This window comes from Nocardioides alcanivorans, from assembly GCF_021555175.1.
In the GTDB taxonomy this organism is placed as follows: domain Bacteria; phylum Actinomycetota; class Actinomycetes; order Propionibacteriales; family Nocardioidaceae; genus Nocardioides; species Nocardioides alcanivorans.
Genome location: NZ_JAKGRW010000019.1, coordinates 271,157 through 283,785 on the forward strand (window position 1 = coordinate 271,157; position 12,629 = coordinate 283,785).

Here is a 12,629-nt window from a genome sequence, read left to right on the forward strand (position 1 = left end):
TCCTGTGGAGCACCATTACGAGCTGGGCATCACCTGGCAGGGCAACCGCGGCACCGGCACCAGCGGCTACCGCGACTATGCCCGCGACGTGGTGCTCCGGGCGTCCGGCAAGCCCGAGCTCGCTGGCTCCGCCGACCCCACTTTTCGCGGCGACGCCTCGCGCTGGAACCCGGAGGAGCTGCTCCTCGCCGCGCTCGCGCAGTGCCACCTGCTCTCCTACCTGCACTCGGCGGTCAACCACGGCGTGGTCGTCACGGCGTACGACGACACCCCGGTCGGCACGATGGAGCAGGTCGGTCAGGGTGGCCGCTTCACGTCTGTGGCGCTGCGTCCACGCGTGGTCGTCGCGTCACCTGACCAGGTCGAGACGGCGCTGGCGATCCACCGCGAGGCGAGCGAGAACTGCTTCATCGCCGCATCGGTCAACTTCCCCGTCACCCACGAGCCGACCGTGGTGGCGTCCCCGGTCGACCTCGGGTGACACGACGGGCTCATTCCACCCGCGGGAAGCGCTGCCAATGGCAGCCCTGGGCCAGTCCGCGATTTTCGACCATCGGGACCGGCGCGCCATGACGTCGGCGGCGACAGCACGATGCCGGGAGTCGCCCCCGATCCCGGAGCCCAGCTCCGGGCGCGCCTTCGGTGGCTTTCGCTGCCGACGCCCGTGAAGAAAGGAACCCGTCATGAGTGCCGATGGTTTGGAAGAGAGCTTCGACTCGCTGGTGGACACGCTCGGGCAGCTGGCCCGCGAGGTGCGCGCGAACGACTACTACTCCACGTCCGAGAACCGTGCGAGTGCCCACATGTTCTTGCTGCGGATGGCGATCGCCAGGCTCGAGGAGCACGTCATCTTCGATCCGGACTTCCCCTACTTCCGGGTGCTCGACACCCGGATCCGCGAGGGTGGCGACAATCCGGACCAGCGTTACCTCATCTCCCGCTTGAATCCGGGCGACACCTACCGGATCTGGGGCACCCTCGGAGACGCACAGCGACTCGAGTTCCAGATCTACGCCGGCGACCCGTATCGAGGAACCGGACGCATGGCCTCCTACCTGGGCATCGAAGACCTCCAGGTGCACGACGACGGCACCTTCGAAGTGATCGCCTCACCGACCGAGCGGCCGGGCAACTGGCTGGAGAACCCGGCCGATGCCACCCGCATCCTCGTGCGCCAGATCTACAGCGACTGGGAGGCTGCGACCGCCCCCGGCGAGGTGCACATCGACCGGGTCGGGCACGAGGGCGACCTGCGCCCGCCCTTGCAGTCGGAAGACTTGGCCGAGCGTCTGAAGGCAGCAACGGCGGACCTGACCACACAGGCTCGCGTGTGGACCGCGATGGTGCAGAAGGGCTCGCTCGCGATGGCCCCGAACCAGGTGTCCGAGCCGTTCGACCCGGGGGCGCTCGGGGGCGTTCCCGGCCGCTGGATGGCCCGCGGGAACTTCTCCCTGGCCGAGGACGAGGCGCTGGTGATCACGACCTGGCCGGGGACCGGTGACTACCAGGGGATCCAGCTCCTCGACCCGTGGTTCTCCTCGCTGGAGTACGCGAACCGCCAGACCAGCCTCACCGGCGACCAGTCCTATCTCGACTCCGACGGTGCCTACCGGTACGTGCTGTCCAGCCGGGATCCCGGAGTGCCGAACTGGTTGGACACGACGGGAGTCGAGCAGGGAGCCATCCTGATCCGCTTCGACGGGTCCACGGAGCCGGTCTTCCCCGTCGACGAGTACCCGCAGGCAGTCACGGTCGGGGTCGATGCGCTCGACGAGGTGCTGCCGGCCGACACCCCGAGATTCAACGCGGAGCAGCGTGCGCACCAGATCGCCGTACGACGGCGGCATGTCCAGCGTCGTTTCGGCAACTGAACGTCGCGACGCCTCGATGGAGCGCTTCTGCTGAGGTCGGCTCGACTCCCAGCAGAAGCACTCCATCGAGGCAGCGGCCCCAGCTCAGGAGGCGACGAGTGCCGCCTTGGGCAGGTCGAAGCCCTTGGCGCCGGGGGCGTGGTTGACCCACACGTTCGCGCCCTCGGTGAGTCCGAGTGCCTTGGCCTGCGTACGCGTCATCGTCGCGATGATCTCCTGGCCCTCCGTGGTGAGCACGTTGACGCGCACCTCGAAGCCGATGCGGAGCAACCGGGACACCTGGCCCTCCAGAGCCGTCGGGCCGTCCGGAGAGGTGAGCACCTGGACGTCGTGCGGCCGGACCAGTTGACCCGACATCGTGGTCACCTCACCGAGGAACGACATCACGAACTGGTTGGCCGGCTCGTCGTACAGCTCGTCGGGTGTGCCGATCTGCTCGACGCGTCCCTCGTTGATGACCACGATCTGGTCGGCGACCTCGAGGGCCTCCTCCTGGTCGTGCGTGACGAAGACGGTGGTCACGTGCACCTCGTCGTGCAGGCGGCGCAGCCAGTCGCGCAGCTCCTTGCGCACCTTGGCGTCGAGCGCGCCGAACGGCTCGTCGAGCAGCAGCACCGTCGGCTCGACGGCGAGGGCACGGGCAAGGGCCATCCGCTGGCGTTGGCCGCCGGAGAGCTGCGACGGCAGCCGGTGCCCGAACTGCGACAGGTGCACCAGGTCGAGCAACTCCTCGACACGCCTCTTCACCTCCGCCTTGGGACGCTTGCGGATCTCCAGGCCGAAGGCGACGTTGCGTGCCACCGACATGTGCTTGAAGGCCGCGTAGTGCTGGAAGACGAACCCCACGTTGCGCTTCTGGGGCGACAGCTTGGTGGCGTCGCGACCTTCGATCGTGATCTGGCCGGTGTCGGAGTGGTCCAGGCCAGCGATGATGCGCAGCAACGTCGACTTGCCGCCACCGCTGGGACCCAGGAGAGCGGTCAGCTGCCCGGTCTCGATGGAGACGTTGACGTCCTCCAGTGCCACGAAGTCGCCGAAGCGCTTCGAGACGTTCTTGACTTCGATGCTCATGAGGTTCCTTTCACCCGAGCAGGGATTCACCGATCGTGGCTGCGGGGCCGGATCAGCGAGACGATGACGATGCAGGCCACGGAGACCATGGCGAGCAGGAAGGCCGTGGCGTAGGCGCCCTGCTGGTCGAAGTTGAGGTACTTCTCCTCGACGACCAGCGTGGCCGTGCGGGTCTCCCCAGCACGTTGCCGGAGACGACCTTGACCGCCCCGAACTCACCGAGTGACCGAGCCAGACTGAGCACGACGCCGTAGACGACGGCCCACTTGATGGCCGGCAGGGTGATCCGCCAGAAGACCTGCCAGGAGTTGGCACCCAGGCTCTGGGCCGCCACCTCCTGGTCGGTGCCGATCTCGTCGAGCACCGGGACCACCTCGCGGATCACGAGGGGCAGCGCGACGAACGCGGTCGCCATGATGATGCCGGGCGTGGAGAAGATCACCTGCAGACCGGCGGACTCCAGGGTCGGGCCGAACCAACCGTCGCGACCGCCGTACACGAGCACCAGCGCGAGGCCCACGACGACCGGCGAGACCGAGAGCGGCAGGTCCACCAGGGCGCTGAGCACCCGCTTGCCGGGGAACTCCTGTCGCACCAGCAACATCGACATCCCGACGCCGAAGATCGTGTTGATCACGACCGCGCTGATCGCGCAGATCACGGTCAGCTGCAGGGCGTGGACGATGTCGGGATCCTCGAGGAGACCTCGGAGGCTCTCCGTCCCTCCCTCGAAGGTGTGGGTGACGACCAGCGACACCGGCCACGCCACCAGCAGGAAGAGGTAGGCCACGACGATCAGGCGCAGTGTCCACCGGATCGCGAGGCGTCCCGTCCAACCGGGCAGACGGTCCTTCGGGCGGGTACGTCGCTTGCCCGCGCGCCGCGGCTCGACCTCGGCCTCGGCGGGCGCGTCCAGAGTCAGCTCAGCCACGACGGGCCACCCTTCGCTGCAACACGTCCAGCAGGACGATGACGGTCAAGGAGATGAGGAGCAGCAGGGTCGCCACGGACCCGGCCGCCGCCAGGTTGTTGTTCTCGATGTTGCCGAGGATGCGCACCGAGGTGACCTCGGTGTGGAACGGCAGGTTGCCGGAGAGCAGCACGAGTGCGCCGTACTCACTCACCCCGCGGGCGAAGGAGAGTGCGGCGCCCGCCGCGATCGCCGGAGTGAGGCTGGGCAGGATGACGCGACGGAAGGTGGTGAGGCGGCTGGCGCCCAGGGAGGCTGCTGCTTCCTCCACGTCCCCCTCGAGCTCCTCCAGGACGGGCTGCACCGTGCGTACCACGAAGGGCAGCGTCACGAACAGATAGGCGAGGAAGACCGACGACGGCTGGTTGGCCACATCGATGCCCAGGGGACTGTCGGTGCCATAGAGGCTGAGCAGCACCAGGCCGGCGACGATGGTCGGCAGCGCGAACGGGATGTCGATCAGCACGTCGAGGACCCCACGCCCCCAGAAGCGGTCACGCACGAGAACCCACGCGATGAGGGTGCCCATGATCGCGTTGACCACCGTGACCGCCGCGGCCATGAGCACGGTGAGCCTGATGGCCGCCCAGGTCTGATCATTGGTGATGGTGTTCCAGAAGGTCTGCGGCCCACCCTCGGCCGCCGTCACCACGACGGCGCAGAGGGGGATCAGCACCAGCAGGCTGAACCACAGTACGGCGATCCCCAGTCCCAGCCCTGAGCTCCGGGTCAGGGTGTTGCGGGGCGACCGGCGACGTGACGTCGCCGATCGCTCCACAAGAGGGGTGGCAGTGGTCACGACGCCTTGCCGGACTTGGCGATCGCCTTGGTGACGATGCCGTTGGACTCATCGAAGAACTTGTCGGAGAGCGCCTCCCAGCTCTCGAAGTCGTTGTCGACCGTGAGCAGGTGGGAAACGGCCGGGAACGGCTCCGACGGGTCGGCAGCGCCCTCGACGGTGCCGCCGAAGTCCACGTCGTCGCGGATCGGGCGGAAGCCCTTGAGCGCGAACTGCTTCTGACCTTCGTCGCTGATGACGAAGTCGAGCCACTTCTGCGCCAGTTCGTCGGAGTCCTTGAGGATCGCTCCGGGGTTCTCGATGAGCATCGTGGTCTCGGGAATCACGTAGTCGAAGCCCTGACCGCTCTGGTTGGCGAGGATCGCCTCGTTCTCATAGGCCATGAGCACGTCGCCGGTGCCGTTCAAGAAGGCCGTGGTGGCGTCGCGACCGCTTCCCGGGAGGGAGACGACGTTGGCGAAGAACTTGTCGATGTAGTCGGTCGCCTCAGCGTCGGTGCCGCCGTTGGAGGTGATCTGACCGTAGGCGGCGAGGGCGTTCCAGCGAGCCGCTCCCGAGGAGGCGGGGTTGGGTGTCACGATCTCGACCCCCGGCTTGACCAGGTCCTCCCAGGACTGGATGTTCTTCGGGTTGCCCTCGCGGACGCCGAACACCACGATCGAGCGGGAGACCACGCCCTTGTTCTCACCGTCGTCCCAGTTCTCGTCGATCAGGCCCTCGTCGACCAGACGCGTCACATCGCTGGCCACCGAGAAGTGCACGTAGTCGGCGTCGAGTCCCGAGGCCACAGCGCGGCTCTGGTCGCCGGAGGCGCCGTACGAGGTCCTGAACTTGACCCCGTCGCCGTCGTCGGTCTTCTTGAACTGGTCGGCGATCGCCTTGTTGGCAGCCTCGGGCACGGCGAAGCCGACGATCGAGAGTGTCTCGCCGTCGTCGTCCGAGCCGCAGCCTGCAAGTGCAGCCGTGGCGGCCAGCACGGTGGCGAGCAACCCCGCCTTGAACCTCTTGTTCATGTCCACTCTCTTCCAGCCTTCAAACAGGCTTGTCTCGGGAATGTCCAGTAGATTACATGAATTAAGAGGCCTTGTGGATTTCCCGATCACCTGTCCGATGACTGAGATCGATCGCCACGGGGTGAGATGGACTCGGTATGGGCGATGGCGCCACTAGAGTTGGCCGAGAGGGCTGGGTCCGGACTCCGCGATGAGTTCGGCGAACATCTGGAACGCGTTCTAGTTTTGCCATACCCTCGGTACGTACACAGATCCCATGTCAGGAAGAAGGTTGCGGCGGTGGCCAAAGAGGTCCGTCAGCTCGACCGAGTGATCATTCGTTTTGCCGGTGATTCCGGTGACGGGATGCAGCTCACCGGTGATCGTTTCACTCAGGAGTCGGCTGCGTTTGGCAATGATCTGGTGACGTTGCCGAACTTCCCGGCCGAGATCCGGGCGCCTCAGGGCACGATCCCGGGGGTGTCGTCGTTCCAGGTGCATTTTGCTGACCACGACATCTTGACTGCTGGTGATGCCCCTGATGTGTTGGTGGCGATGAACCCGGCGGCGTTGAAGGCCAATCTGGGTGATCTGCCCAAGGGGTGCACGATCATCGTGGACACCCACGACTTCACCAAACGCAACCTGGACAAGGCCGGCTACGACGCCAACCCGTTGGACACGTTGGACGATGCCGGTTCACAGTTGGCGGAGTTCAACGTGCAGCCGGTGGACCTGACCGGGATGACGGTGGCCTCGGTGGCCGAGTACGGGTTGTCACGCAAGGACGCAGCCCGGGCGAAGAACATGTTCGCCCTCGGATTGTTGTCGTGGATGTACGGACGCCCCACCGACACCACGGTGGAGTTCTTGTCGAAGAAGTTCGCCAAGGCCCCCGCCATCCGCGATGCCAACATCACCGCGTTCAAGACCGGCTGGAACTACGGCGAGACCACCGAAGCGTTCGCGGTGCAGTACGAGGTGAAACCCGCCACCATGCCCGCGGGCACCTACCGCAACATCACCGGCAACCTCGCCCTGTCCTACGGCCTCATCGCTGCCGGGGTCCGCTCCGGACTGCCGGTGTTCCTCGGCTCGTATCCGATCACCCCCGCGAGCGACATCCTCCACGAGTTGTCCAAACACAAGTCGTTCGGTGTCACCACCTTGCAGGCCGAAGACGAGATCGCCGGCGTGGGCGCCGCCATCGGCGCCTCCTTCGCCGGCCACCTCGGCGTCACCACCACCTCCGGACCCGGTGTCGCGTTGAAGGGTGAGGCCATCGGGCTCGCCGTGATGACCGAACTGCCCCTGATCGTGGTCAACGTGCAACGCGGCGGCCCCTCCACCGGCCTGCCCACGAAGACCGAACAATCCGACCTGCTCCAAGCCATGTTCGGGCGCAACGGTGAAGCACCCGTACCGATCATCGCCCCCTCCTCACCCGGCGACTGCTTCACCGCCGCCGTCGAGGCAGCACGCATCGCCATCACCTACCGCACCCCCGTCATGCTCCTCTCCGACGGCTACCTCGCCAACGGCTCCGAACCCTGGGCCATCCCCACCGTCGACGACCTCCCCCTCATCAACCCCAACTTCACCACCACCGAGACCCTCAACGGCGACACGTTCGAGCCCTACTCCCGCGACCCCGACACCCTGGCCCGGCCCTGGGCGATCCCCGGCACCCCCGGACTCGAGCACCGCATCGGCGGCCTCGAGAAAGACGGCACCACCGGCTCGGGCAACATCTCCTACGACCCCGCCAACCACGACCACATGGTCCGCACCCGCCAAGCCAAGATCGACGCCATCGCCAACTCCCTGCCCCCCTTGGAGGTCGACGACCCCTCCGGACAAGCCAAAGTGCTGGCACTCGGCTGGGGCTCCACCTACGGACCCATCGGCGCCGGCGTCCGCCGCGTCCGCAAAGCCGGCCACCACGTCGCGCACCTCCACCTGCGCCACCTCAACCCCTTCCCCAACGACCTCGGCGACATCCTCACCCGCTACGACAAAGTCCTGGTCCCCGAGATGAACCTCGGCCAACTCTCCCTACTGCTCCGCGCCAAATACCTCGTCGACATCGTCGGCTACAACCAAGTCCGCGGCCTCCCCCTCAAAGCCGCCGACCTCGCCCAAGCCATCAGCGACCTCGTCGCCCAAACCAACAACACCACCGTCGACCTCACCGCCACCCCCAAGGAGGAGAACTGATGAGCACCACCGATCTGGGACTCCCCACCCTCGGCACCACCGGCGTACCCACCCTGCCCGAGGGCGAGAGCCTCACCGGCAAGGACTTCACCAGCGACCAAGAAGTCCGCTGGTGCCCCGGCTGCGGTGACTACGCAGTGTTGAAGGCCGTCCAGAGCTTCCTGCCCACCTTGAACATCCGCCGCGAAAACGTCGTGTTCATCTCCGGTATCGGCTGCTCCAGCCGCTTCCCGTACTACCTCGACACCTACGGCATGCACTCCATCCACGGACGCGCCCCCTCCATCGCCACCGGCCTCGCAGTCGCCCGCGAAGACCTCCACGTCTTCGTCGTCACCGGCGACGGCGACGCCCTGTCCATCGGCGGCAACCACCTCATCCACGCCCTGCGCCGCAACGTCAACATGACCATCTTGCTGTTCAACAACCGCATCTACGGGCTCACCAAAGGCCAATACTCCCCCACCAGCGAGATCGGCAAAATCACCAAATCCACCCCCGTCGGCTCCCTCGACCACCCCTTCAACCCCGTCTCCCTCGCCCTGGGAGCCGAAGGAACCTTCGTCGCCCGCACCATCGACAGCGACCGCAAACACCTCACCAGCGTGCTCACCGCAGCCACCGCCCACCGCGGCACCTCACTCGTCGAGATCTACCAAAACTGCCCCATCTTCAACGACGGCGCCTTCGACGCCATCAAGAACCCCGACTCAAAAGCCAACGCCATCATCCCCCTCGTCCACGACCAACCCATCACCTTCGGCACCCCCGGAGAAGACGGCATAGGCACCAAAGGCCTCATCCGCAACCCCACCACCGGCAACATCGAAATCGTCGACATCGGCACCGCACCCGGACACGTGGGCATCGAACAAATCCTCATCCACGACGCCCACAACCCCGACCCATCAGCCGCCTTCGCCATCAGCCGACTCACCGATTCGGGCTACCTCAACCAGAGCCCCATCGGCATCTTCCGCCAAGTCGAACGTCCCGCCTACGACGACCTCGCCCGCGCCCAAATCACCACCGCCAAGAACGAACACACCACCACCCCCACAACCGCCTCACCAACCTCATCAACAACGGCGACACCTGGACCATCGTCTGAGCACAGCCCCGAACATGACGACAGCCCCCGGCCAGATCGGCCGGGGGCTGTCGTCATGTTCGGCGAAGAAGCACTACTCGCGCACCGAAGTCGCGCCGACTGCGTTCAGCAGGACTTGTAGCCACGCACCGTGTAGTAGCTGTAGTTCGAGAAGGACTTCACGAACTTCTTGTCACCCTTGGCGAAGGCGCGCCAGTAGGTGCACTTGGACTTCGCGGGCAGCTTCTTGGCCCACTTGCCCTTCTTGTTCGTCTTGACGGTGGCGAACTTCTTCCACTTGCCCTTCTTCGTGGCCTTGACCTGGATCGTGACCTTCTTCTTCTTGTAGTCCGGCTTGACCTTGCCCTTGAGCGTGGTCCTCGAGATCGTGTCGCCGAGGTCACGCATCACCTTCTGGTTCGTGGTGACCGCGGATGCCGAGTAGGTGTAGGTCGGGTTGGAGCCGGAGTCCGAGCCACCGCTGTAGCTGACCTGATAGCTCGCGTTGCCGACCGCCTTGAGGTTGTAGAAACCCCAGGAGCCGTACGACTCGTAGGTCCCGATCGTCTTGAAGGCCGATTCGCTCGCGAGCTTGCGCTTCAAGGTGACGGTTCCCTTGGGATAGCCCGCGGCGCTGTTGATCTTGCCGCTGATGTAGAAGGACGATCCGTACTTGGCCTTGGCCACGCTGATCTGGCCGGAGAGCGTGGTCGGCATGACGGTGGCCGCCTCAGCCGACACCGTGGCCAGCGAGACGGGGACGAGACCGAGCAGGGCGGCGGACAGCAGGCCGCCGAAGAGACGCTTGACGCGCATGGGTTGAGTCCTCTAGGGGATCGGGCGGCTCCCCGAGGAGCCAGCGGTTCTGTGGAGACGGGGGATTCCTTCCCCCGGCATCTCACCCGAAACCACAGCCGAGCGCAAAGTGGGGTGAGCCACAACCGAGCCGCACCCTAAGGTGGGTCCGTGGAGGAGAGACGCGGACTGGCACTGGGCGCGTCGGCCTACGTCATGTGGGGCCTGTTCCCGCTCTACTGGCCACTCCTCGAACCGGCCGGCGCGATCGAGATCCTCGCCCACCGGGTGCTGTGGTCGGTCATCACCGTCGGTCTCCTGATGCTGGCGCTGCGTCGTACGTCGCAACTCCGAGCGCTGCTCGCCAACCCCCGTCAACGGATGTTCATCGTGCTCGCCAGCGTGGTGATCGCAATCAACTGGGGCACCTTCATCTGGGCGGTCAACCATGACCATGTCGTGGAGACATCCCTCGGCTACTTCATCAATCCGCTGGTGACGGTGCTGATGGGCGTCCTCATCCTGCAGGAATCGCTGCGCCCGTTGCAGTGGGCCTCACTCGGCCTCGCTGCTGCAGCGGTCGTCGTACTCACCGTCGACTACGGCCGACCGCCCTGGGTGGCGCTCGCACTCGCCGGGTCGTTCGGCGTCTACGGACTCGCCAAGAAGCAGGCAGGCGCCGGCGCCGTCGAGTCCCTCGCTCTCGAGACCGCCGTGATGGCGCCGGTGGCGCTGGCGTACGTCGTCTTCGTCGTCGTATCGGGCAACAGTCACTTCGGCACCGAGGGCGTCGGGCATGCGGCGTTGCTGGCCCTGACCGGCGTGGTCACCGCCGTGCCGCTGTTGTGCTTCGGGGCGGCCGCCACACGCCTGCCGATGGTCATGCTGGGCCTGCTGCAGTACCTCGCACCGATCCTGCAGTTCGTCATCGGTGTGTGGATCTTCCACGAGGCCATGCCGTCCGGCCGGTGGATCGGTTTCGGTCTCGTCTGGATCGCCCTGGTCGCCTTCACCTTCGAGGCTGTCAACCACCGTCGCCGGCAACTGCGGCTGGCCGTCGAGGCCAGTGCCCTGTGACCGGCGACCAGACGCCTTCGATGGAGTACACGTGCTCCTGATCTGCGGAAACAGCGCACGCGCACTCCATCGGACCTGGACCGCGGATGCTCCCCATGGCCAGGAGACCTACGATGGCCGCGGCCCACGAAGAGGAGGCACGACCGGATGCGTCTGCTGTTGGATGCGGCGTCCCAGGACAAGGACCTGACCGCCGACGACGTCGCCGAGCGCTATCCGTGGCCGGAGTCCGGCAAGTGGGTACGAGCGATGATGGTCACCACCCTCGACGGTGCGGCCGTCGGCCCGGACGGGCTGAGCAAGTCGGTCACCTCCGCGGCCGACCAAGTGGTGTTCAACGCCGTACGCCGTTTCGCCGACGTGGTGCTCGTCGGCGCCCAGACGGTCCGCGCCGAGCAGTACACGCCGATGACGGCCAAGCCCGAGGATGCCGTACGGCGTGCCGAAGCGGGTCAGACGCCCGCGCCGGTGATCGCCGTGGTCACCGGATCACTCGAGCTCCCGTGGGAGCTGCCGGTGTGGTCCGGGTCCACCCACCGCCCCATCGTGCTCACTCACGAGGGTGCGGTTCCCGAGCGGCTGGCCCGGGCCCGGGAACACGCCGATGTGCTCACCCTCCCCGTCCTCAGCCCCGACCAGATCATCGATGCCCTTGTCGCCCGTGGCCTCCGTCGGATCGTCACCGAAGGCGGTCCGACGCTCCTGCGCGAGTTGATCGCCGCCGACCTGGTCGACGAGGCCGACATCACCCTCTCGCCCGGCTTCAGTGGCACCGCCAACTCTCCCGCCACAGCCATGCTCTCCGAGGTCCGCGGCTTCCGGTTGGAGCAGGTGCTCGAGCAGGACGGATTCCTCATGACCCGTCACCTCCGAGCAGGGGCCGAGCGATGATCTCCCTCTCCGGACTCGCCCGCCTGGCCGCGGAGCACAGCGACGAGCTCGACCACCCCGTTGCGCCCCTGCGACTGGCCGGCACCACCTACGACACCGACCGCGACCCGCTCCTCATGGGCGTCGTCAACCTCTCCCGCGACTCCAACTACCGTGAGTCGATCGCCGTCGACGTCGAGTCCGCGCTACGCAAGGCACGGGTGCAGTTCGCAGAAGGTGCCCAGCTGATCGACATCGGTGCCGAATCCAGCCGCCCCGATGCCTCTCGCCTCCCCGCGTCGGAACAAGCGCGCAGTCTCTCGCCCGTCATCGAGCAGCTCGCCGACGACGGCATCCCCGTCTCCATCGAGAGCTACGAGACCTCCGTCGTACGCGCAGGACTCAAGGCCGGCGCCAGCCTCCTCAACCTGACGGGCTCGCAGAGCGACGACGAGATGTTCGCCCTGGCCGCCGAGTACGACGCCGCCGTGGTCATGTGCCACGTGCTCGGAGCCCACGCCCGTGACCTGGACGGCACCGACGTGGAGGACGATCCGGTGCCGGCGATGCTGGAGGGATTCGCGGCCCGCGTCGCTCGGGCCCGAGAGCTCGGCGTCACCGACATCGCGATCGACCCGGGCATGGGTTTCGGGTTCCGCATGGACGATCCACGATCCCGCGCCCACCACCAGGCCACCACGTTGCTCAACTCGTTCCGACTGCGCCAACTCGGCCTGCCGATCTGCCACGCGCTGCCGCACGCCTTCGACTTCTTCGAAGACCAGTTCCGCAGCGCGGAAGGCTTCTTCGCGGTGCTCGCCCATCTGGGGGCACCGGGATCTACCGCACCCACGAGGTGCCGCTGACCCGCGGCGTA

General features: G+C 66.5%; 11 protein-coding genes and 1 pseudogene. 7 read left to right on the plus strand and 5 right to left on the minus strand.

Annotation, left to right across the window (positions count from 1 at the left end; translation table 11 throughout):
• Positions 1-4: 4 nt before the first annotated feature.
• Both L1066_RS11695 and L1066_RS11700 read left to right on the plus strand, forming a co-directional pair.
• Entirely contained in the window at positions 5-481 is a 477-nt protein-coding gene (locus tag L1066_RS11695) for an OsmC family protein (RefSeq protein ID WP_235736490.1), read from the plus strand.
• A 202-nt stretch (positions 482-683) separates the two neighbouring features.
• Positions 684-1,871: a hypothetical protein gene (locus tag L1066_RS11700; RefSeq protein ID WP_235736491.1), complete on the plus strand. Its 1,188-nt coding sequence runs from the start codon at positions 684-686 to the stop codon at positions 1,869-1,871.
• An 84-nt stretch (positions 1,872-1,955) separates the two neighbouring features.
• Here the strand turns inward: L1066_RS11700 and L1066_RS11705 are convergent, their stop codons facing one another.
• From L1066_RS11705 to L1066_RS11720, 4 genes are read right to left on the minus strand one after another with little or no spacing between them, the layout of a single operon-like run.
• Positions 1,956-2,942 carry a sulfate/molybdate ABC transporter ATP-binding protein gene (locus tag L1066_RS11705; protein WP_235736492.1) on the minus strand — a complete coding sequence of 329 codons (987 nt, stop codon included), beginning with the start codon at positions 2,940-2,942 and terminating at the stop codon, positions 1,956-1,958.
• 52 nt (positions 2,943-2,994) lie between these two features.
• Positions 2,995-3,873, minus strand: coding sequence for a sulfate ABC transporter permease subunit (locus L1066_RS11710; RefSeq protein ID WP_235736493.1), 879 nt, complete (start codon positions 3,871-3,873; stop codon positions 2,995-2,997).
• Positions 3,866-4,711 (minus strand): sulfate ABC transporter permease subunit CysT, encoded by an 846-nt coding sequence (cysT, locus tag L1066_RS11715; protein ID WP_235736494.1) that lies wholly within the window; start codon positions 4,709-4,711, stop codon positions 3,866-3,868. Before cysT ends, L1066_RS11710 begins: the two co-directional genes overlap by 8 nt.
• Positions 4,708-5,724, minus strand: coding sequence for a sulfate ABC transporter substrate-binding protein (locus L1066_RS11720; protein WP_235736495.1), 1,017 nt, complete (start codon positions 5,722-5,724; stop codon positions 4,708-4,710). The genes cysT and L1066_RS11720 overlap by 4 nt, the downstream gene beginning before the upstream one ends.
• Positions 5,725-6,003: 279 nt before the next feature.
• Between L1066_RS11720 and L1066_RS11725 the strand changes: the two genes are divergently transcribed.
• Positions 6,004-7,920, plus strand: coding sequence for a 2-oxoacid:acceptor oxidoreductase subunit alpha (locus L1066_RS11725; RefSeq protein WP_235736496.1), 1,917 nt, complete (start codon positions 6,004-6,006; stop codon positions 7,918-7,920).
• Positions 7,920-9,031, plus strand: a pseudogene (locus L1066_RS11730) (2-oxoacid:ferredoxin oxidoreductase subunit beta). The gene L1066_RS11725 and the pseudogene L1066_RS11730 overlap by 1 nt, the downstream one beginning before the upstream one ends.
• 105 nt (positions 9,032-9,136) lie before the next feature.
• Here the strand turns inward: L1066_RS11730 and L1066_RS11735 are convergent.
• Complete coding sequence (locus L1066_RS11735) at positions 9,137-9,826, minus strand: hypothetical protein (protein WP_235736498.1); 690 nt, start codon at positions 9,824-9,826, stop codon at positions 9,137-9,139.
• A 150-nt stretch (positions 9,827-9,976) separates the two neighbouring features.
• On the opposite strand from L1066_RS11735, the gene rarD reads away from it, so the two are divergent.
• The 3 genes from rarD (at position 9,977) to L1066_RS11750 (ending at position 12,618) form a co-directional block, all read left to right on the plus strand.
• On the plus strand, positions 9,977-10,882 hold the full coding sequence (gene rarD / locus L1066_RS11740; RefSeq protein ID WP_235736499.1) for an EamA family transporter RarD: 906 nt from the start codon (positions 9,977-9,979) through the stop codon (positions 10,880-10,882).
• A gap of 147 nt (positions 10,883-11,029) precedes the next feature.
• Positions 11,030-11,773: a dihydrofolate reductase family protein gene (locus L1066_RS11745; RefSeq protein ID WP_235736500.1), complete on the plus strand. Its 744-nt coding sequence runs from the start codon at positions 11,030-11,032 to the stop codon at positions 11,771-11,773.
• Positions 11,770-12,618: a dihydropteroate synthase gene (locus L1066_RS11750; RefSeq protein ID WP_235736501.1), complete on the plus strand. Its 849-nt coding sequence runs from the start codon at positions 11,770-11,772 to the stop codon at positions 12,616-12,618. Before L1066_RS11745 ends, L1066_RS11750 begins: the two co-directional genes overlap by 4 nt.
• Positions 12,619-12,629: the final 11 nt, after the last annotated feature.